Source organism: Filifactor villosus, assembly GCF_042652965.1.
GTDB classification, from domain to species: Bacteria; Bacillota; Clostridia; order Peptostreptococcales; family Filifactoraceae; genus Filifactor; species Filifactor villosus.
Genome location: NZ_JBHSHL010000007.1, coordinates 1 through 22,295, shown reverse-complemented (window position 1 = coordinate 22,295; position 22,295 = coordinate 1). Strand labels below are relative to the sequence as shown.

Below are 22,295 nucleotides of genomic sequence, written 5' to 3'. Positions count from 1 at the left end.
AATGTAATGAAGGATAAGGCAATGGAGTTTGATGTCATAGGTATGCACTGTGCAGCCTGTGCAGCGAGGATCGAAAACCGGCTTTCAAAGGAAGAAGGAGTCCAACTTGCCACAGTGAATCTTGCGCTTGAAACATCGAGGGTCGTGATCGAAGAAGATAAGATCTCGGCGCAGAGAGTGATGGAAATTGTTAAGCAGATGGGATTTGAATTTGTGGAGAAGGAGGAGGGAGGATCCGAGACCAACTTGGAGGAGTATAAGGATGATCTTATCAGGCAACAGGAGAAGAAGTTTGTGATATCGCTTATCCTGTCCATCCCTCTGATGTGGACGATGGTGACCCACTTTTCGTTCACCTCGTTTCTTTGGATTCCATCTATTTTTCTAAATCCTTTGTTCCAGTGGTTATTGGCGACACCGATACAGTTTATCATCGGACGTCAGTTCTATGAAGGGGCCTACCTTTCTTTGAAGAACAAGAGCAGCAATATGGATGTGTTGGTCGCTCTGGGAACATCGGCGGCATATTTTTACAGTGTCTACTTGACGATTCAGTATTACAGACATGTGATCCACCATCCTCACCTTTACTTTGAAACGTCAGCGATGTTGATCACCTTAATCCTGCTGGGCAAACTCTTGGAGCAGAAGGCCAAGGGAAGAACCTCCGAAGCAATCAAAAAGCTCGCCGGACTACAGATGAGGGTTGCTGTGGTGGAGAGGGATGCACAGATCTGTGAGATCGATATCGACGATGTTCGCGTAGGAGATATCGTTCATATCAAACCCGGAGAAAAGGTGCCTCTCGACGGAGTCGTAGTGTTCGGCTCCTCTTCTATAGATGAGTCGATGCTCAGCGGAGAGCCTCTGCCGGTCGATAAAAAAACAGGCGACAGGGTAATTGGAGCGACCATCAACCTCAACGGTTTTTTGAAGGTGGAGGTAGACAGGGAACAAAAAGATACCGTGTTGTCTCAAATCATCGAGATGGTAAAGCAGGCACAGAACTCAAAGGCTCCCATCCAGAGGGTGGCGGACAAGATATCGAGTTATTTTGTACCCTTTGTCGTAGCGGTATCGGTCATCACCTTTTTGGTGTGGTATTTTATTGCCGATTTCGGCAACTTTGCACGGGCCTTGGAGAATATGATAGCGGTCTTGGTGATCGCCTGCCCCTGCTCTCTGGGATTGGCAACACCGACGGCCATCATGGCGGGTTCCGGTCGTGCCGCGGAATACGGAGTTTTGTTCAAGGGCGGGGAACATCTCGAAAATGCACATAGGGCCGATACCGTAGTCTTGGATAAGACGGGTACCATCACAAAGGGCAAGCCCGAGTTGACGGATATCGTGATCGACGGTATGGAAGAAGATGAACTTCTCCGACTTGTATTTAATAGCGAAAAAATGTCCGAGCATCCCTTGGCGCATGCAGTTGTGAAAGGACTTCTTGAGAAAGGGGAGATCGAAACGGTCGAGCCTGGTTTTTTTGAAAATAGGACAGGACGGGGGATCGTCGCTGAAGTCGAAGGAAGACGAGTTGTGATAGGAAACCGTCGCCTTATGCAGGAGGAAGAAATCGAACTTCCTCAAAACCACGGTATAGAAGAGTTTGAGAAGCAAGGTAAGACTGTAATGATGGCTGCCGTTGACAGAGGAGTGCATGCAGTTATCGCAGTGGCGGACACCTTGAAAGAAACCTCTGTGTCCGGCGTGAACAAACTCAAGGACATGGGCATTGAGGTCGTTATGATGACGGGAGACAATGAAGGGACTGCCAAACTTATCGGGAAACAGGTAGGCATCGACAAAGTCTTTGCTGAAATGACACCGGAAAAGAAGGCGGAAGAAGTGCAGAAACTTCGTGCTCAGAACAGGAAGGTTGCAATGGTGGGCGACGGTATTAACGACGCTCCCTCTCTTGCAGTTGCCGATGTCAGTATGGCGATCGGAACAGGTACCGATATCGCCATGGAAACTGCCGACATCACCTTGATGAGGGGGGACCTGGAATCCATCTATGATGCACTTCAGATGAGCAGACTGACGATGAGGATCATCAAGCAGAATCTTTTTTGGGCTTTGGGCTACAATGTCATAGGGATTCCGATTGCAGCCTTCGGATTTTTGGCACCTTGGGTAGCGGGGGCTGCCATGGCCTTCAGTTCGGTGTCTGTGGTAACAAATTCACTTAGACTGCAAAGGAAGCAACTGTGATGAAGAAACCGGAAGGCGATCTGAAGCAAAAGTCCGTTCCCAAGTCGGAAGACGAGATTAAGCTCCTGATCAACCGTCTTAAGAGGATCGAAGGGCAGATAAGAGGAATCCAAAATATGGTAACGGAGGACAGATATTGTATTGATATCCTTACCCAGATCTCCTCGGTGATATCTGCCTTGGAAAACGTCAATCTTCTTCTTTTGGAAAGGCATACCAAGAAGTGTATGAAACAGGCCTACCGAAACGACAGGGAGGATGAGGCTGTAGAAGAACTGATGGATGTGATAAAGAGGATGATAAAGTAGAAAAAGCCTTGGAGGTCTTTGTGGAGATCTCCAAGGCTTTTGAATTGTCGGGGTATTCTTTGCAGTATTACATGCGATCCGATACAACGTTTGAACCTTAAGCTCTATATGACCGGTATCTTATTCAGTATAGAAATGTACTGTAGCTGTGTGCCGTCGCGACAGGATGTTTCTATCTGTTTAGTCTCCTCATACTATTTTTCAATAGAAGTGTGGATATATCTATTCTTCGATGACGAAAAACTATGTTGTCTTCTACGGGTCACAGATTGTTTATATCCACTATTCAAAAGAACAGCAGTATTATACCATGATCCATTCAAATTGTCCGGTCGTGCAGCTTGAGCTTTATGATCTCTCGAAATACTTCCGGTGGATATATCTTTTGTTTTGTTCGCATTTTAAACGAGAATAGTATTAGTCGGTGATCATATCTGTTTGACAGTCTATATCTTCTGTTTGGGAATATAGACAAATTTACAGACAGCTCTTTTTTGCGGTCTAAGGATTTGCCAAGCGAAACTCGGGAGAGGTAAGTTCAAAGACACTTTTGAGGTTCTCCGAGAGGTAGACGGAACCGTCTTTTTTGATAAAGACCGCTTCGGCTTTTTTTGAAGCGTTGATATAGGCGAGGCCTTTTTCCAAGCCTAAGGTAAACATTGTTGTCGAGAGAGCGTCGGCCTCCATGGAGGACTTGGCGATAATCGTGACCGATACCAACTCGTTATCGACAGGTCTTCCGTCTTTGGGGCTCAAAATGTGATGGTAGACCTTTCCCTCCTGCTCAAAATATCTCTGATAGATCCCTGAGGTGACAACGGCAGTTCCTTCGTTCACCTTAACGGTGGCTATGGCTCTTTCTTGAGAGGTGGTTGGATCTTGGATCCCGATGTTCCAAGGAGAAGAGTCCTCCTTTGCACCGTGAACAAATACGTTTCCTCCAAGGTTGATAAGGGCTCTCTTCACCCCTTCTTCTATGAAATAGTCCGCTACCGCATCGGCCGCGTAGCCTTTTGCAATCCCGCCCAGGTCGAGTTTCATTCCTTCGCGTTTGAGAAAGACGGAGGAGGAACTCTCATCAAGTTTGATATCGCTCCAAGAGATCTTGGAAAGTGCGTTCCGGATCTTGTCTTCGGAAGGTACGGAAGGATGCTCGGAGTTGATATTCCATACATCTGCCAGAGGAGCAATCGAAACATCGAAATTCCCATCGCTTTCCCGAGAGTATTCCAAGGCGGTTCGGATAACACGGAAGGTAGGTTCGGATACGACAACGGCCTTCTTTCCCGCTTCGGAGTTTACAAGGGAGATCTCGCTTGTCTCTATGGTATTGCTCATCTCAGCTTCGACCTCCTTTAAGATCTCAAAGGCACGACTTATGCGCGCTTCGTCGGTCTCGTATAGGGTGATCGTGCATAGGGTGTCCATAACAAACTCCGAGTGTGAAGAAGGCGTATCTTTTTTTGCACAGCCGGATAAAAGCAAAGTGAGACAGATGAAAATCATCATTAGTGTTTTTTTATACATAAGGTTCCTCCTGAATGCTGATGTTATTCCCTGTTGTATCGACGTTGTGTAGTTGAACTCTGAAAACGCTCGAGTGTTTGTCGGCGATCATACAGGTTCTGATCCCATACCGTTCGATCAGGAAACAGTATAGGGTTGAAATCAATAAGTAGTTTAGGAAACACCTCACAAAACGAGATCTTTCTTTTGCTATTGTTTTATAAAGTGTGAAAATCTTGTAAAATAAATACGTTGAAGAATTGTATTCTTTTGTATAATACTATTCTTCGATAGAAGTATGGTTATATCTGTTTTGCAACCACGAAAATTCGTTTTTTCTTCTATGGAGTGCAAATCGTTGATATCCATTATTCAAAGGAATAGTAGTATAAAACGGGTTTCGTTCTATTTTTTTTGAATTATGCGGTATTTTCTCAAAGTTGAAATCAATAAATAGGTTATAGCATAAAGGAGAGGATTTATCAATTGGATCAGAGAAAGAAAAAATAGAAAAAAGTCAAAAAATAAGTTACAATACAAATTAGGGATTCGGAGAAATCATAGGAACAGACATAGACTTTTCCCGAAAAAAATTGTGAGATCAAAGACGGTTTTGGCAGATGGAAGAGAAAGAATGTAGTATGGAATTGAGCCGAACGACATCACCTGTATAAACCGTGCAAAGAGAAAAACGGTGTGGATGCGGATTTCTTACAGACAATGTAAGCAGATTATAATACTAAGAGGGCACTTATGAACATTATTTTGGAGATTCAATACTTGGGAGAACGTTATGCCGGATGGCAGAAGCAGAAAAATGCACCTTCCATACAGGAAGAGATCGAAGAGGCGATCTTTAAGACGACGGGAAGAAACGTGGAGCTGATAGGTTCCGGAAGGACCGACAGCGGGGTTCATGCCTTGGCTCAGATTGCCAACTTTCATATCGAAACAAAGCTGGAAGCGCCGAGATTCAAGAATGCTTTGAACTACTATCTCCCATGGGATATCAGGATCATGAGGAGCAGCAGGTGTAGGGAGGACTTTCATGCACGATTTTGTGCTAAGAGGAAAACCTATTGTTACCGCATCAACACCAATTCGGTGGAATCTCCAATGGAAAAGGGCAGAGTTTACTTTATCGGAAGGAAGCTCAATGTTGCGGCGATGAAGCTTGCCGCTTCAAAATTTGAGGGAACTCATGACTTCGAGGCCTTTCGCAGTGAAGGCTCTTCCGCATTGACGACGGTAAGGACCATCTACAACTGTGAGATAAGTGAGCGGAAGGGAATAGTTGAATTGAGGATAAGCGGAAACGGATTTTTATACAATATGGTTCGGATCATTGCAGGAACTCTTGTAGAAATCGGGAAGGGGAAAGAGATCGATATCGACGAGCTGCTGCATGTGCCCGACAGAAAAAAGGCGGGGCATACGGCTCCTGCACACGCTCTTTTTTTGGAGAGGGTGGATTATGGAGAAGAGAAACTCTTCGCAGAGTAGGGATTGACGGTATTGTTTGTTTGAAGAACGGAATGGGTGTAACGACGTATCTCCGGCTCGCCTTATGTTGTTATATTCATGTTATGGTGCAGACATACGGATAACACACTCAACAACGGTTCGAATATCAACGTGTTAAAGTGAAGGTCTTTCTACAAATTACAAAAAATATTTTAAGAGAAATCTTGCACAAAGGAAAACTCTTGATTTTGTTACAAGTCAATGAAATATAGAAATTTGTCAAATCAATATTTTCAACAATCTCATCCTTCGTACAAAGTTGATGTTATGCTGACTTTTTGAATTTTGCACCATCCCCCTAAAATCTTAAAACGCTTCAAGTAGGAAAAGCAAAGGAACGAAGGTCCTTGCCTGATGTTGTTTGCACAAGGATAAGGGGCAAAGGCTTGAGAATAGATCGCAACACTTATAAACACGGAAATTTTTGTTAAGAAATCAATTTATACGGTTGACAGAAAAAACAGCAGGTGGTAAAATTCATTAGTACGTGTTAATATATTTGTCCACCAGCCCCGGACTTTATTCATACACAACCATAATGAAAATTATATTTGAGGAGGATAAGAATGAAGTCTTATATTTCTAAGCCGTCTGAGGTTACAAGAAATTGGTATCTTGTAGATGCAGAAGGAAAAACATTGGGAAGACTCTGCACAGAAATAGCAATTTTATTAAGAGGAAAACATAAGCCTACATTTACACCCCACGTTGACGGTGGAGATTATGTAGTCGTAGTAAACGCCGAAAAAGTAAGATTAACAGGGAAGAAAACAAGCCAAAAGGTGTATAGACATCATACAGGTTACTTTGGTGGATTGAAAGAAGTTTCCTTCAAAGATATGTTACAGAAGAAACCGGAAGAGATTGTTCGCCATGCAGTGTACGGAATGCTTTCCAAAAATAAATTGAGAGCACCTATGATGAAGAGATTAAAGATCTATGTAGGACCGGAACACAAGCACGAAGCACAACAATTGAAACCGATGGACATATAAGAAGGGAGGATACACATGGCTAAAGTACAATATTTTGGAACAGGAAGAAGAAAGAGTTCGGTTGCCAGAGTAAGACTTATTCCGGGAGAGGGTGTTGTAACCATCAACGGAAGAACTCTTGATGACTATTTCGGATATGAGACATTGAAAAGAGAAGTAACAAGACCTTTGACGATCACGGATACACTTGGAAAATATGATGTAGTCGTTAAAGTAGAAGGTGGAGGTTTCACGGGACAAGCCGGAGCGATTCGCCACGGTATTTCACGTGCCCTGTTGGAAGTGGATGCGGAGTTAAGACCTCTGCTCAAAAAAGCAGGCTTCCTCACCAGAGATCCGAGAATGAAAGAAAGAAAGAAATACGGATTGAAGGCTGCAAGAAGAGCACCTCAATTCTCCAAACGTTAGTATTACAATCACAGAGCTGTCGGAAATTTATTTTCGGCAGCTTTTTTGTTCAAACTATATCTCCCTTATACCACTCTTCGCCTGACATTTTTTATCGGGTTTTCACATTATCGCTCCGGTTCTAAAAAACAGAGAGTTTTATAAAATTCTTCGATAGAAGTATGCTTATATCCATCTCGATCATCAAAATCAATTATTTCAGCTCTTAAAAAGGCAAAATTACCGATATCTGTCGTTTCAATGAATAGCAGAGTTTGATAGAAGTGCGGTGATATCTATTCTGCGGCGATGAAACTCACTTTCTCTCGTGTGGAGCAAAATCTTCGACATCAACAATGCAATCCATCCGGTACGAGTGAATAAAGAAGTACCTTGCATTTTCCGTCAATAAATGGGATACTTATACAAATAGAAAATGAAGAATCCCGTTTAATCCATTGTGATATTTTCAGCAGAAGAAGAAGGATGTTTGTAAGCATGAAAACAGCCGGCTTTAAAAGTTTATCTTAAGTTTAACGAACTTGGCACAGAACTTGCATATAGTATAAGTGTCAAGGAAAAGGAGGAGTAGAGATGAGACAAATTACCATTCTTTCCATTGATGAGGACTCTTCGCAGTTTTATAAACGCCAGCTTCGTTCCATCTTCAAGGATATTGCTGTAGATTATAGGAACCTTGAGATGGAGCCGATTCCGCCCATCTATCATACAGACCTCATCCTCTATACGGATCCCGAGATCATCAACCTTCTGATCGGAAAGATCAAGTGTGATGTACCGCAGTTGATGATGAAGAGGACGATAAGCAGGGCGGCACTAAAGGAGATCAATCGGATCGAACCGGACAGTGACGTGTTGGTGGTGAATATCAATGAATTTATGGCAAATGAAACCATGGCTCTGATCTACCAGTTGGGAAAGACGGACATCTTTATGGAACCGTATTTTCCCGGGAAGGTGCTGAGTAAGCAGGAATATACCTACGTCATTCACATTGCACCGGATGTCTTTGAGTTTGCCGCGGATATTCGCGGCAGGGCGATTGTTACGGGACATAGACTTTTGGACATATCCAACGTTCTCGATATCATCTACATCCTAAACATTGAGGAGAAGACGGCACAGTCGATTATATGGGAGATGATGAATCGGGTACCCACCTGTTGGTATGGGATCAATTATTCCATAAAATCCAAGTTTGTATCGGAGGTACAGTTGGATTATGTTCTGGATGACTTTGACTCCGGAGTACTTATTTTAGACAAAAATTTTGATATCAATACCTGTAACAATGCGTTTTGCAAACTGATAGGAGTAAGCAAGAAAAAGCTTCTACACCACAATTTCTATGAGGTCTTTCGTCTTGAAGAAAAGTTCATGAATCTGGCGGACAAGGAGCAGGTCCGTGAAGAGTTGGTAAGTGTCAACGGGACGGACTGTTTCGTCAGTGTCAGAACCATCCATCATAAGGAGGATAACTATGGAAAAATGGTTTTGCTCAAACCTTACTTTGATGTGGTCGAGTTGTTCAACAAGTCCAATAAGATCGTAAAGAGCGGTTACTTTTCGAAGTATTGCTTTGAGAGTATCCTTGGGCAATCGCAGGTAATTCGTAGAACCAAGCGTATGGCTCTCAAATTTTCCTTGACGGATGAGCCGGTTTTGATACTCGGAGATACAGGGACGGGCAAAGAACTTTTCGCCGGAGCGATCCACAATGCCTCTCGAAGAAGGAAGGAGGCGTTTATCGCAGTCAATTGCTCGACCTTGTCCAAGACTCTTCTGGAATCGGAGTTGTTCGGTTATGAAGAAGGAGCTTTTACGGGAGCAAAGAAAGGAGGGAAGATCGGCTTATTGGAGCGCGCCAGTGGAGGGACCATTTTTCTCGATGAGATCGGAGACCTTCCGATGGAGTTGCAACCCAGGCTTCTAAGAGCGCTCGAGGAGCAGAGCATTATGAGAGTTGGGGGAGATAAACTCATTCGGATCAACACCAGAGTTTTGGCTGCGACGAACAGGGACATCCTTCAGATGGTCAAAGAATCGAAGTTTCGCCGTGATCTTCTGTATCGCCTCAATGTGTTTGAACTCCATTTGCCCTCTTTGGAGGAGAGAGTCGAGGACATCCCTGTGATCTTACGCTACTGGATGGATGATCAAAATATCGAAAGAAAGTTCTGCAAGGGATTTCGCATTTTTTGTGAGAACTACAGTTGGGACGGAAACATCAGGGAACTCAAGAATATGTTCAGTTACATTGAGGTAATGACTGTGAGGGAAGTGGGGTTTCACTCCCTGCCTCAATATCTTCACAGGAGGGAGTATTTTGATGAAGAACAGCTGAAGTATCTTGTTCTGGCCCTGATGTGCGCACTGGAACAGGTCGGTATCCCTTCGGGAAGGCGTACCCTTGAGAAGTTGTTCTCGGACATTTACTTTAAGATCTCGGAAGTGGAGATCAGGTCGATTTTGGGAGAGCTGAACGACAGGGAGCTGGTACGAATCAGGAACGGAAGGAGCGGGAGTGAGGTTACAGCTCTTGGAAGAGAGTTGCTCTTGAAGGAGGAGTTTTTCTTTGATATCGAGGAAAACGAACTGATAACAAAAGTAAAAGAAACAGTGGGGAAGGAACTATGAAAAACAGAGTGGAAGTAGAGCGGGTGTTGGAGCAGGCAATCAGGAACAGCGAGGCGTATAAAGATGTGGGAAAACTCGCGGACTATATTCCGGAGCTTGCCAATGTGGAACCCGACAATTTTGGAATTGCGCTTGTCGATGTGGATGGAGAGATCATTGTCAAGGGGGATGATGAGATTGTTTTTTCGATCCAGAGTATATCGAAGGTCATCGACCTGATCATGGCCTTGGAAGACGTGGGAAGAGAGGAGGTCTTTTCCAAGGTGGGCATGGAGCCGACGGAATACAAGTTCAACTCCATTCGCCCCATCAGCGACAAGGCGGCAAATCCTTTGATCAATGCCGGAGCCATCAGTACCTGCTCTCTTATCCGGGGATCTTCGACACAGGAGAAATTCGACCGGGTAATTGAGAAGATCGGGAGTTTGAGCAATAGTGAAGATGTACGTTTTTTGGAACACATCTTCCTCTCCGAGATGGAGACGACGGATATCAATCGATCCATCAGCTACTATCTAAAGAGCATCGGGATCATCGATAACGATGCGGAAGAGGTCTTGGAGTTGTATGTCAGGAACTGTTCCATCGGTCTGAATGTCAAACAGCTTGCACATATAGCGGCGGTGTTGGCAAATGGAGGAAGATCTTTGGACGGGAAGGAGCAGCTTGTGGACAAGGAGGTTGTCAAAATCACCTTGGCACTTATGGCAGCCTGCGGAATGTATGAGGAGAGCGGACAGTATTTGGTGGAGGTCGGTTTTCCCTCCAAGAGTGGAGTTGGAGGTGCCATCATCGGCATTGTACCCGGAAAATGCGGGATCTGTACTTATTCTCCGAGGCTCGATCGTTCGGGAAACAGCGTGAGAGGTCTTAAAGTGTTGGAAGAAATTTCGAAGACATTGAATTTAAACATATTTATTTAGGAGGTTCTTAGAATGGAAAAATTTGCGAGTTGGACGGGTTTTTTTAACGATACGATATATACATGGATCCTGATTCCTCTGTTGCTGATTGTGGGAGTTTTATACACCGTTCAGTTAAAATGTGGTCAGTTTACACATCTGAAGCACGTTTTGAAGCTGTTGACCGAACCTGCAAAAGAGCAGCAAAATGGTGAAAAGGGGATTTCGCCGTTCAAGGCGTTTACCATCTCCGCGGCGTCTCATATCGGTACGGGAAACATCGTAGGGGTTGCCGGAGCCATTGCTGCCGGAGGACCGGGTGCCGTGTTCTGGATGTGGGTCATTGCTTTGATAGGAGGGGCATCTTCTTTTGTGGAGAATACTCTCGGACAGATTTTTAAGGAGAAAAATTCGGATGGAACTTTTCGGGGAGGTCCCGCCTACTATATGACCCATGCATTGGGGCTGCCTAAGTTGGGTATCGTTTTCTCCATCGTTATTTCCGTTGTATACGGATTCATGTTTAACTCTATTCAGGCGAACACCATCGCCTCTGCGTTTTCAAATTCTTATGGAGTCAAAGAGTATGTTGTAGGGGCGGTTTTGATTGTGGTTGTAGCCCTTGTTATCTTCGGAGGAGTAAGAAGGATTGCCGATGTCACATCCCTGCTCGTACCGTTTATGGCGATTGCCTATATGGGGCTTGCCCTTCTCATCATCTTTAAGAATATTACCCTGGTTCCTTCGATGTTTGCTATCATCTTCCGATCGGCGTTCAGCCTGCAGGCGGTAGCGGGAGGAACTTTGGGGGCCGCTATTTTGAACGGAGTTCGTCGAGGCCTTTTCTCCAATGAGGCTGGAATGGGAGCAGTACCGAACGCGTCTTCGACCGCGGATGTTACCCACCCTGCAAAACAAGGTTTGATTCAGGCTCTCGGTGTATATATGGATACCATTCTCGTTTGCTCGGCAACGGCGTTTATTATTATTTTGGCGGGGCAGGAAGTATACATGGATCCGAACTTAAAAGGAATTGCCATCACGCAGACCGCATTGGCACATGAGGTAGGCCCGTGGGCACACACCTTCCTTACATTCTGTGTGTTGATGTTTGCATTCTCTTCTGTAATCGGAAACTATTACTACGGAGAAAACAACATCCAGCATTTGGGCTGGGGAAAAACGGCATTGAACTTCTATAGAGTTCTTGTATTGGGTATGGTTTTTGTGGGTTGTGTTGCAGATTTCTCCATCGTTTGGGATACCGGAGATATCTTTATGGGAATTATGGCGACCATTAACCTCGTCGTACTGATTAAGCTGGGCAAAATTGCGATAGAAGCGTATCAGGATTATTTCTCCCAATTAAAGTCGGGCAAAGAGCCGGAGTTTCATATTTCCAACCTCAAGACCTTGAAAGGTCTGGAAGATAAGATCGGTTGCTGGAAGAAGTAATCGTCTCGGAATGGATATCGCGAACAGTATTATACCGTTCTCTGTTTGAAATGTAGGGCATACAGACTTACCGTTGCCGAAAAACAGCTTGGATAATGAGAGTATTCAAAGCATCCAACCTGACATTTTAATTAGGGAGATAACGCATAATTCGAAAAAACGGCATAAAACCAATTTCATACGAAGGATAAAATTCTTGAAAATATTGATATAACAAACTTCTATGCTTTATAAAACCGGAGGAAAATCAGAAGCTTGCCTTTGTGCACTGTTTCCTTAGATAACAGTATTATATCTTTGTCGGCACGGCCTGAGGATCGCAGGAAGGGGGCAGGAAGCAAGTTTTGTTCAGACGATATCCTGTGGTTTTATCAGGAAGTGGGGTCGTAAAGGCGGGGGAATTCCTTTTGGAAACCTCCGCCTTTTATTTGCTCTTTCGTCTTATCTTGTGATAGACTGATGACAGGTATCTGTATCTTATACTATTCTTCCTTTGAGTTGTGGATATAAACAATCTGTGACCATAGAAGATGAAGAGGTTTTTCGCAGGTTGAAAAAAACGGATATATCCATACTTCTATTGGAGAATAGTATTACGGAATTTTATACTTCTATTTATTTGAGTTGTTGATCTCGATAATTCAAAACGGGTAACAGTATGAATTGTCGAGGGTGTAGACAATAGAGGCGGAGGAGATATAAATCGGATGACAGGACGACATATCGATCGCTCCATCATAGCTTTAAGATAGAAGAGGGACAATGACTTAGCGGATGTAAGGGATATCAATCGTAAACATATTGCGGCAGAGAACGGTATAATCAGGAAATGCTCTTGGATGAAACGGAGGGATAAGGGATGAGCTTAAAGAGACAGAAGGAGTTTTTTTTATCGGGAAAAACTCTGGATCTTCGATGGAGAAAACGGCAGTTGCGCAGGCTTCTGATGGCGATAGAATTATATGAGCCGAGGTTGTATGAAGCCTTTTATCAAGACTTGCAAAAAAGCGAATTCGAGGCCTTTATTACGGAGGTCGGGGTGAGCAAACGAAGCATCCGCAGTGCACTGAAAAATTTGGACGGATGGGCGAAGCCAAAGAGGGAACGCACTCCTTTAACGCTTTTCGGAAGTTGTGCTTACACGGTCTACGAACCTTACGGGTGCGTGTTGATCATAGGACCTTTCAACTACCCTTTTTTGACGGTGATAGAGCCCCTCGTGGGAGCAATGATGGCAGGAAACACCGTGGTGATCAAACCTTCGGAGCAAACTCCCAAGGTGAGTGAAGTGATGTATGAGATGCTGAGTTTCGTCTTTGAACCGGACTATATTGAAGTAGTGCTCGGAGAGGTCGATGTGACAAAGAGACTTTTGGAAGAGGATTTCGATTTGATCTTTTTTACGGGCAGTTCACGGGTAGGACGATTGATTATGGAGAAAGCGGCAAAACATCTGACTCCCGTTATTCTTGAATTGGGAGGAAAAAGTCCCGCCATCGTGTTGGAAGATGCACAGGTCAAACTGGCGGCGAAAAGGATTGTTTGGGGCAGACTTCTCAATGCGGGACAAACTTGTATCGCTCCTGATTACTGCCTTGTGTATGAACCGTTAAAACAGCGTTTGATCAAGGAGATGATTCGTGAGATCAAAGTCCTCTATGGTGATGATGCACAACTTTCGCCTGATTATCCCCGAATCGTGAACACTCATCATGTAAAGAGACTCGAAAAGATGATCGAGGCGCATCGGGAAGATATTGTCTACGGAGGTCGAATTGAAGGAAGATATGTGGAGCCGACTTTATTGGATTTGAACTCCGCCGAGGGTGTTGCGATGGAAGAAGAGATCTTCGGCCCCGTTCTTCCTCTCATCGGTTTTAAGTCATTGGAAGAAGTTTACAATATAGTGCAGTCTTATCCGAAGCCTTTGGCCCTTTATGTATTTGGAAGGGATAACACTGAAATTCAAAGCATTTTGGCGAGGATTTCTTCGGGGGGAGCCATGATCAATGATGTGATCCTGCATGTGGCCAATGAACATCTCCCCTTCGGAGGAGTATCTCATTCGGGGATGGGATCCTATCATGGGAAGTACAGTATGGAAGCGTTTTCGCATAAAAAAGCCGTTGTAAAGACCGTGCTGCATACCTCTGAGCTTGTGCTCAAGCCGCCTTACAGCAAGACGAAGCTTTCTCTTCTCAAAAAATTTCTGCATTAAATTCTCGTGTTTTTGTTGGAAGGGATTGTAGTGATTGATGTTCCCGTGCTTTTGTGGAGGGGGTAGGGAAGAGAGATACGGAGACTTTAGAGCTTTCGGTTACATCAACAGGCTTAACGGAGAACATCACGTCGCTTTGATCAAGGGAGATATCTCCAAGGGAGAGAACGTACTGTGCCGTGTTCACTCCGAATGTCTTACCGGAGATGCCTTCGGTTCTTTAAGATGTGATTGCGGACAACAGTTTGCAGCTGCGATGAAGAGAATTGAGGAAGAGGGAAGAGGGATTTTGCTGTATATGCGTCAAGAAGGAAGGGGTATCGGTCTGATCAACAAACTCAAGGCCTATGAACTGCAGGACAGAGGAAGAGATACCTTGGAGGCTAACTTGGAGCTTGGCTTTCCCGGAGATATGAGGAGACAAAAGATGAAGGTCTATGAAGGAAAGTTTTTATCTAAAGGAGTAAAAATAGGTATCGTAGTTGCGCGATTCAATGAGTTTATCACATCTAAGCTTTTGGGAGGTGCTATGGATGCTCTCAAGCGTCATGAGGTGGGAGAAGAGGACATCGATGTCGCTTGGGTACCGGGAGCCTTTGAGATCCCGCTTATCGCGTCTAAGATGGCAAAAAGCGGAAAATACGATGCGGTCATTTGTTTGGGGACCGTAATTCGCGGAAGTACGAGCCACTACGACTATGTATGCAACGAAGTCTCGAAGGGGATCGCACAGGTTTCCTTAGAAACGGGTCTTCCGGTGATGTTCGGGGTGTTGACAACGGAAAACATCGAGCAGGCGATCGAGAGAGCGGGAACAAAGGCGGGAAACAAAGGCTTTGATTGTGCGGTCGGAGCCATTGAGATGATAAATCTGATAAGAGAGATGGAGGATTTGAAGTAGTTTTTCAAGCCTAAGATTTAGGGAAACGTCGCATAGTCAAACATAGAAGAAAAATGAGTCGTGTCCGATAAGGGATGTTTGAGTTTTTGAAAGTTTAAATAGAACTATTTTTCTTTTATGAAGATAAGTTATAGCATTCGGATAAATAAAGGGGTGTTTTTTTTGCAGAGTTTCCCTAAAAATTTGAGGGTTATTGAAAAAATCTTCCGTGTTTATGAAAGCAGGGGTTTGATCTGAATACAAAGGCTTTGTTTTTTTCTTGAATTTTATATCCATTACTGATACAATGGGTTCAATTGTAGTTGTATCAAAAAATAATAGTTACATACAAAGGAAGTGTAGTAATGAGAAACCTGACGTTGATGACGGACCTTTATCAATTGACAATGATGAATGGATATTACAAGGATAATAGCCATGAAGACATCATGGTCTTCGATATTTTTTTCCGAAACAACCCGAGCAAGGGAGGATATACGCTGATTTGCGGTATTGATGAGATCATCGACTATATTGAGAACCTCCATCTTACACAGGAAGACATCGAGTATTTACACAGTTTGGATATATTTGACGAAGGATTTTTAGACTATCTGAAGAACTTCCGTTTTACGGGCGAGATTTATGCGGTGGAGCAGGGTAGCGTGATGTTTCCCTATGAGCCGATCTTGAGGGTAAAAGCAAAGGCGATCGAGGCCCAGTTTATTGAGACTGCAATGTTGTGTATCTTGAATTTCCAGTCTCTGATTGCGACCAAGGCCTCAAGGATCTGTCAAGTCGCCAAAGACGATATCGTGATGGAATTCGGTCTGCGTCGTGCACAGGGCCCGGATGCAGGGATCTACGGGGCAAAGGCTGCTATCGTAGGAGGTTGTCAAGGGACCTCTAATGTCCTGGCGGGCAAGATGTTTGATGTTCCTGTAATGGGAACCCATGCTCACAGCTGGATCCAGAAGTTCGATTCGGAGCTGGAGGCTTTTCGATCCTATGCGAGGACCTACCCGACCAAGACGATACTGCTGATCGACACCTACGACACCCTTGCAAGCGGTCTTCCCAATGCAATTACCGTATTCCGTGAGATGAGGCAGAAGGGCTATGAGCCTCTTGGGGTAAGAATCGATTCGGGAGACTTGGAGTATCTGTCCAAGGAAGTCCGACAACGGTTGGATGAAGCAGGGTTTCCAAATGTTAAAATCACGGCATCCAACGACTTGGACGAGTACACCTTGATGGATCTCAAGCTCCAGGGAGCCAAAATCGATTCCTGGGGAATAGGAACAAGGTTGATTACTTCGAGTGACTGCCCGTCTCTTGGGGGAGTGTATAAGCTTGCCGCTGTCCTCAAGAATGGGGAATATGAACCGAAAATCAAAATCTCCGAATCTCCGGAAAAAATAACCAATCCCGGATACAAGCAGGTCGTTCGTATCTATAACAAGAACAACGATAAGGCGGAGGCGGATCTGATTATGATGGACGGAGAAAAGATTGATACCTCCAAGCCTCTGACCATTTTTCATCCGATCTATACATGGAAGGTACGAACATATAAGGATTATTATATCAAAGAACTTCTCCAACCTTTGTTTATAGACGGGAAATGCGTAAGGGAGAAAAAAACAGTCAAAGAGTACAGGGAATATGCCTTTAAGGAAAAGGCCTCCCTCTGGCCTCAGTATTTGAGACTAAGCAATCCGGAACCCTACAAGGTGGATTTGTCACAAGAACTGTACGATGTCAAGCATAAGTTGATCAAAGAAAAAAGAAATTCAAAAGAAGAGCAATAAGGGAGAAAGAGGGACGAAGCATAAGGCTTGTCCCTCTTTTGACGGATACTGTTCTTTGAACACGGTAATTTTGTGTAATGTTATTATTCTTTTGAGTTGTGGACATAAACGATCTGTGAGCCATAGAAGATAAACCAACTTTTCGTGATTTGAAAAACAGATATATCCACACTTCTATTGGAGAATAGTATAATACTATTATATCTTAAAGTTGTCCGGTCGAGAGGTTTGAACCCTACAATTACTCAAAACGTTTCCGGCAAATACATATTCTGTTTATCTGACATTTTAAACAGAAAACAGTGTAATACTACTTTTCGTTAAAATTAACAGGTTGAATACTTTGAATCGTCATCCTCCGACTTGGATATGCCCCGTTATAGTACGAACTTCTGTATGAATTTCTAAACAAGGCCAAACCCCTTTCCTTCTCTTGATCATCCTCTTATCTTTGCATCTATCTCCGGAGTTAAGAAGATTGCACACAGATTTTTATCTCATATCTGTGGAAGTTCCCGTCAGCTCCTTGATATAGCTTTCCACCTTATCGGGTCCGTAGGTGAGAGAATTACATTCGAACTTGTTGGGAGTCCAGGTTTTGTGAAAACCTCTTTCATCCCTCATTCGTATCTCTTCCGAAGTCAAGTTGATATAGCGGTTTCTAAGTTTTTTGTAGCCGTATTCCTTGTTGGGTCTTCCGGTATCGCTCTCATAGGGATCCTCCCAAGTAACATCGACATGGTAGTAGTTGCCGTCATCGAGTTTTATGATGTTCCAGGCGTGGTCTCCGTTACTGACGATATGCGCTTCCAGACCGCAGCGAGTTGCGAGCAGGTAGAAGGTGTGGGCATATCCTTGACAGACAGCCTCTTTCTTGACCAGAGCACCGTAGGCGGTAGCATCGTCATCGCTTATCGTATCGGTATTGTAGCGGTCGATCGCATAGTCGATGTTCTCAAGCATATATCGTATGATCTCCATCTCCCGCTTGAATCTCCAGTCGGGTTCGGTGGGCGGGAACTGCTTTTGAATACGCTCCAGGTAGAACTTTCTCACAACACTGTTCGCCGATTGAACCTTTTGTTTCAGTGCTTCCGATTGGTGCTGAACGATCTTGTAGCCGGTAACCTTTCCCTTGCTGTTCATGGTATAGTGGATCTTGATCTGAGTCCCGTATACAAAATTGGGTGAAGAATAGATCTTGTCGAGTTCGGTCTTGATTTCTTTGTCAAAATACTTGAACTTTGAATTTGATGCCAGAGACGGTGCGACTGCTGTTTGAACAAACATCAGCGTCAACAGGACAAAGGGTATCAGTTTCTTTTTCATAAGCTCCTCCTTTATAGTGATTGTAATAGTATAAGACGGTTTTCCAAAATGTGCAAGCTTTAAATCGATCCGCTTACAATATAATATCTCACCCGGAAGAAAGCGATGTTAAGTTTTTTGAATTGGAATCATTGAGAGCTCGTTACCGATATTCCTTTATTTATGGGAGATATCTCAAAAAATATGGTGGATTAGCCTGAGATTTTAAGTAGTTTCTTTATGTTGATGTCTGTTCGAATTGTATGATCCCGAACTTTGAACCGGGATGATCCAAGTTGTTTTTCGATAGGGATATGTCGGATATTTCGGCGCAGAACAGTATTAAACGGATGCCGTAAAAAGGGAACACTTGATTTCTCTATGAAGATCCCAAATTCAAACATCTTTCAAATCAATATGTTCAAGAAACTCACCCTTAATACAAAATGGGTATTGCACCGATTTTTTTGAATTTCTCGGCGTTTTCTTAACATGGCTTAAAAAACGAAGGATATAAAAGTAGGAGGCAAGTTAGGGCTTGATGGCATCGGTAAGTACTGTACAGAAGGCCTTAGTTTGTGATACAGTATACTAAGGAGATGTCGAACAATTCAAAAATCCGCAATGAAATCGGTGTTACACGAATGGTAAAATTCCGGCAAGCAACTATGTATAAAGATATCCGTTTGGTACAACAACGACAGGAATGCGGTATGGCGCTGTGAGACCTCTCTAAAAATCAAAACGAAGGAAGGTGATCTTATGTTGATCAATTTTTCGAATCATCCGTCTCAGTATTGGAGCAAGGAACAAAGAGAAGCGGCATCGCAATGGGGAGAAATCGAAGACCTCGCTTTTCCGGCGGTTCCCGCTCACGCGGATGAAACAGAGGTGGAAGACCTTGCATGCAGACAGGTGGAGCGGATCCTTGAAAAAAATCCCACCGCTGTTCTGTGCCAGGGAGAATTTACCCTGACCTATGCGGTAGTGAAAAAACTGAAGGAAAAAGGAATCACCGTGGTTTCCGCTTGTAGCGAAAGAAATACGAAGGAGGTGTATGTGGAGGGCATCAGCAAGAAAGAGATCGTATTTGAGTTTGTACGTTTTCGGGAATATGGAGAGAAATAAGAAAGACGCTTCACAAAGACAGAGTGGAATATACGGATGTTTCTAAACGACTTATTTTACCGCTGTTCAATGCAAGTGCAGCTGCTCATCACAAAAAAGTATTTCGACGTCTGTAAAGCTCAAATCGTTGATATAAGCAGTGTGTGAGCAGGTTAAAGTTTGAATGGACATCGGTCGTTTTTTGTACCGTTTTACTCCGAATACTATTCTCCGATAGAAGTGTGGATATATCTGTTTTTCGACCATGAAAAATTGTGTTATCTTCTATGGTACAAATCGTTTATATCCACAATTTAAACGAGTGATAGTATAAAACGACGGAGGAGAGGTTACATCCTTGCGAGGCTTTATCTTTGAAAAGGAAGTTTGAAGATACTGAGTACCTGTACTCCTGTGCAGGTCGTGGCATGATTTCGGTTTACATACGATAGGGGTGTTGACTTTGCGCCTTTGCTTTAGAGAAACACCGCACGAAGGCAAACTTTCGATGTTTCTTTGTTTATAAAATATAAAGGTTTGTCATATCAATATTTTCAAAAATTTTATTCTTCGCGCAAAATGGATTTTAGGTTGATTGTTGGATTATGTGGTATCGCCTTAATACTGTGATCTATTGGGATTATTGATCGAAGAGTTGTATTTTACAGGATATGAAACGAAGATTCAAAGTTGCAGGGTCGATATGACCACTCTTTTATCCGATCTTAGCATATGATCGTGATTGACGGCTGAGATAAGATCGTTATATTGATATAAGGAGGAAAAACCTATGGAAGAACAAAAAAGGTCAAGTATGATATTGTTTTTGAGTAAATATAGTGATAAAGCGCAAAAAGACACTTACTTCTATGACGAGACAAAGGGAGGATTTGAAGGAGAGCAAACAAATGATGCTCCTGTCAAGCGCTTGATTCAAATAGCAAAAGAAAATCATAATCCGATTGATACGATTATTTGTATCGTGTCACAAGAAGTTTTTACGGAAAGGAAGGCTCCCGGTAATCAGACAGCTTTTGAGAGATTTAAGGACATGGTACTTAAACATTGCTCAGCAATATATGGTGATGATTATAAAACAAAAATAAAGATCCTTCCTATCGGATATGATTTTGAAGTTCCCACTAAGTTTGAAAAAGGAGAAAAATACGATGGTGATGGATCTGATTTAAAATCTTTACCGGAATCGAAAGAAAGATCGGTAAACATATATCGGAAAATAGAAGAAAAACTTGGGTTGAACGTGAGTTCTGAAAATAAAGTGGAGCATAGTATTTATATTGATTATACCGGAGGGCTTCGAGATAGTAATTTCTTTATGGTAGCGCTTATACGATATTTGGAATTTAAGGATATCGAATGTAAGGATATCGTCTATAGTGATTTTTTCTCCAAACCTAAAGAAATTCGTAATATTCGTTATATCTATGATATGTTTGATATGATCAACGGGGTAAGCGAGTTTGTCGGTACAGGAAACGCAAGGCAGTTGATCAAACTGCAAGAAAACTTGAAAGCACCAAACTCTAACGGTATTGATAAAAGCAAAGCGAAGGATTTTGTTGATAGCCTGCAAAGTTTTTCCGATGCGATCGCCCTCTGCAGGGTAGATGATATAGAAAAGTCGATAGAAGAAATAACCGATAATATAAAGAATCTGGAAGACGACACAACACAAGATATCTTTGTTCAAATGTTTAAGACCCTTATCCCCACAGTAAAAGAAAAGTTGTATATCGACAAAGCATCGCCCTCTATTTTGGACTTGGCTCAGTGGTGTTTGGAGAATAATATGTTGCAACAGGCGGTAACCATCTATAATGAAAAAATTTTGGATTATTATCATAATAACTGGGAAGTTTTTGGGGGTGTACTACACTGGTTTTTAAGAAAGAATGATCCTTGTAATTGCAAAAGTAATGAAATACTAGAAAAATTCAATAATCTTCTTTATAAAAAAAGTATTATTGAATATATACTTAGTGATGTGCTTGCGTGTACAACAAATATCTCGGCAAGAGATATTGATCAAAGAGTGGCAAAACATATAAAAACGGATTTTGAGGCATGTAGAGCTATATCCAGCGAGTACATTAATGGGACACTTCCTCACAAAATAAATCAGAATGGTACTAGCGTTTTAGTACTTCAAAAAGATTTTTATCGTTTTATTCAGGCATTGAAAAATGGGGATTATAACGCTAAAAGATATTTGGCGAACAAAATTAAAAATCTTGGCACAAATGAACCTGAATTTAATTTAAAGGCTTTAGAAATTTTAGAAAAAGAAGCAACCCGTCATAAGGAATATAATGATCTTTTTAAAGCTATGAAATTTTACCATGCAATTAGAGTGATTCGAAATAATCTTAACCATGCAAGTGGGAATATGACCACAAGTCAGGGGATGATAGCCTACCTTGAAAAGCAGGGGTTAGAGGGAGTGGATCCTGATAAAGGACAACCATTCAAGATTAAATTAACGAAGGGCTTTATTTCCAATTCTCTTCAATGTGCTATAGATTGTTCAAGAGAGGTTTGCAAGAAACCGAACACTCCTTAACTAAAAGTTTGAATAGACAACGAATATCGACAAAGAAACCTCTTTATTCATCGGATGGATACATTGAAGTTTACGTTGATCTTATGCTGTCACCCTTCTAAATGATGAGGACCTACAACACAAACGTTTATTTGATCGGGAGAATATTTTTTAAAATATTTTCCCGTTTTTTTTACATCCGTCCGTTTCGACCAAACCATGTCAAACAACTCCGTCTTTTATCTGAGATATGTGGATGATATGCTTATCGCACCTAATAACGGCATGGAAGACTTGATCCGAAGAACCGGAGAGGAACTGGAGCAACGAAGCCTCAGAGTGAATCAAGAAAAAAGCAAGATAGTAAACGCGACAGAAGGATTTCGATATGTATATGCTAATCTAAAAATGGTCCACAAACAACAAAAAATCTCTTTGAAAACCGGTCCAATCAATCAC

General features: G+C 42.8%; 16 protein-coding genes and 1 pseudogene. 15 read left to right on the top strand and 2 right to left on the bottom strand.

The annotated features are described in order from the left end of the window. Nucleotides 1–6: 6 nt before the first annotated feature. Both ACFO4R_RS02080 and ACFO4R_RS02075 read left to right on the top strand, forming a co-directional pair. Nucleotides 7–2,217 (top strand): heavy metal translocating P-type ATPase, encoded by a 2,211-nt coding sequence (locus tag ACFO4R_RS02080; RefSeq protein ID WP_379787326.1) that lies wholly within the window; start codon nucleotides 7–9, stop codon nucleotides 2,215–2,217. Beyond that, on the top strand, nucleotides 2,217–2,525 hold the full coding sequence (locus ACFO4R_RS02075) for a metal-sensitive transcriptional regulator (RefSeq protein ID WP_379787325.1): 309 nt from the start codon (nucleotides 2,217–2,219) through the stop codon (nucleotides 2,523–2,525). The genes ACFO4R_RS02080 and ACFO4R_RS02075 overlap by 1 nt, the downstream gene beginning before the upstream one ends. 501 nt (nucleotides 2,526–3,026) lie before the next feature. On the opposite strand, the gene ACFO4R_RS02070 is transcribed toward ACFO4R_RS02075, so the two are convergent. Next, nucleotides 3,027–4,052: an FAD:protein FMN transferase gene (locus ACFO4R_RS02070; RefSeq protein ID WP_379787324.1), complete on the bottom strand. Its 1,026-nt coding sequence runs from the start codon at nucleotides 4,050–4,052 to the stop codon at nucleotides 3,027–3,029. Nucleotides 4,053–4,784: 732 nt separating this feature from the next. On the opposite strand from ACFO4R_RS02070, the gene truA reads away from it, so the two are divergent. The 10 genes and pseudogenes from truA to ACFO4R_RS02020 all read left to right on the top strand — a co-directional run bounded on the left by truA (nucleotide 4,785) and on the right by ACFO4R_RS02020 (nucleotide 16,861). Further along, on the top strand, nucleotides 4,785–5,534 hold the full coding sequence (gene truA / locus ACFO4R_RS02065; RefSeq protein WP_379787323.1) for a tRNA pseudouridine(38-40) synthase TruA: 750 nt from the start codon (nucleotides 4,785–4,787) through the stop codon (nucleotides 5,532–5,534). Between the two features lie 587 nt (nucleotides 5,535–6,121). Beyond that, nucleotides 6,122–6,550 carry a 50S ribosomal protein L13 gene (gene rplM, locus ACFO4R_RS02060; protein WP_379787322.1) on the top strand — a complete coding sequence of 143 codons (429 nt, stop codon included), beginning with the start codon at nucleotides 6,122–6,124 and terminating at the stop codon, nucleotides 6,548–6,550. Between the two features lie 15 nt (nucleotides 6,551–6,565). Further along, on the top strand, nucleotides 6,566–6,958 hold the full coding sequence (gene rpsI, locus ACFO4R_RS02055) for a 30S ribosomal protein S9 (RefSeq protein WP_379787321.1): 393 nt from the start codon (nucleotides 6,566–6,568) through the stop codon (nucleotides 6,956–6,958). 573 nt (nucleotides 6,959–7,531) lie between these two features. After that, nucleotides 7,532–9,595 carry a sigma-54 interaction domain-containing protein gene (locus ACFO4R_RS02050; RefSeq protein ID WP_379787320.1) on the top strand — a complete coding sequence of 688 codons (2,064 nt, stop codon included), beginning with the start codon at nucleotides 7,532–7,534 and terminating at the stop codon, nucleotides 9,593–9,595. Next, nucleotides 9,592–10,518, top strand: coding sequence for a glutaminase A (gene glsA / locus ACFO4R_RS02045; protein WP_379787319.1), 927 nt, complete (start codon nucleotides 9,592–9,594; stop codon nucleotides 10,516–10,518). The genes ACFO4R_RS02050 and glsA overlap by 4 nt, the downstream gene beginning before the upstream one ends. Nucleotides 10,519–10,530: 12 nt before the next feature. Next, a complete protein-coding gene (locus ACFO4R_RS02040; protein WP_379787318.1) occupies nucleotides 10,531–11,952 on the top strand; it encodes an alanine/glycine:cation symporter family protein in 1,422 nt (473 codons plus the stop codon). A gap of 859 nt (nucleotides 11,953–12,811) precedes the next feature. Next, on the top strand, nucleotides 12,812–14,170 hold the full coding sequence (locus ACFO4R_RS02035; protein ID WP_379787317.1) for an aldehyde dehydrogenase family protein: 1,359 nt from the start codon (nucleotides 12,812–12,814) through the stop codon (nucleotides 14,168–14,170). Nucleotides 14,171–14,243: 73 nt separating this feature from the next. Continuing rightward, nucleotides 14,244–14,588 (top strand): annotated as a pseudogene (locus ACFO4R_RS02030) (GTP cyclohydrolase II); the annotation flags it as partial. 9 nt (nucleotides 14,589–14,597) lie between these two features. Then, nucleotides 14,598–15,071, top strand: coding sequence for a 6,7-dimethyl-8-ribityllumazine synthase (gene ribH, locus ACFO4R_RS02025; protein ID WP_379787399.1), 474 nt, complete (start codon nucleotides 14,598–14,600; stop codon nucleotides 15,069–15,071). Nucleotides 15,072–15,415: 344 nt separating this feature from the next. After that, nucleotides 15,416–16,861, top strand: coding sequence for a nicotinate phosphoribosyltransferase (locus ACFO4R_RS02020; RefSeq protein WP_379787316.1), 1,446 nt, complete (start codon nucleotides 15,416–15,418; stop codon nucleotides 16,859–16,861). A 492-nt stretch (nucleotides 16,862–17,353) separates the two neighbouring features. Here ACFO4R_RS02020 and ACFO4R_RS02015 read toward each other — a convergent pair whose 3' ends face one another. Further along, nucleotides 17,354–18,190: a transglutaminase domain-containing protein gene (locus tag ACFO4R_RS02015; RefSeq protein WP_379787315.1), complete on the bottom strand. Its 837-nt coding sequence runs from the start codon at nucleotides 18,188–18,190 to the stop codon at nucleotides 17,354–17,356. A gap of 741 nt (nucleotides 18,191–18,931) precedes the next feature. Between ACFO4R_RS02015 and ACFO4R_RS02010 the strand changes: the two genes are divergently transcribed. From ACFO4R_RS02010 to ACFO4R_RS02000, 3 genes are all read left to right on the top strand, one after another. Continuing rightward, on the top strand, nucleotides 18,932–19,297 hold the full coding sequence (locus ACFO4R_RS02010) for a hypothetical protein (protein ID WP_379787314.1): 366 nt from the start codon (nucleotides 18,932–18,934) through the stop codon (nucleotides 19,295–19,297). Between the two features lie 769 nt (nucleotides 19,298–20,066). After that, nucleotides 20,067–21,857, top strand: coding sequence for a TM1812 family CRISPR-associated protein (locus ACFO4R_RS02005; protein ID WP_379787313.1), 1,791 nt, complete (start codon nucleotides 20,067–20,069; stop codon nucleotides 21,855–21,857). 240 nt (nucleotides 21,858–22,097) lie between these two features. Continuing rightward, a partial coding sequence (locus tag ACFO4R_RS02000) for a hypothetical protein (protein WP_379787312.1) occupies nucleotides 22,098–22,295 on the top strand: 198 nt, incomplete at its 3' end.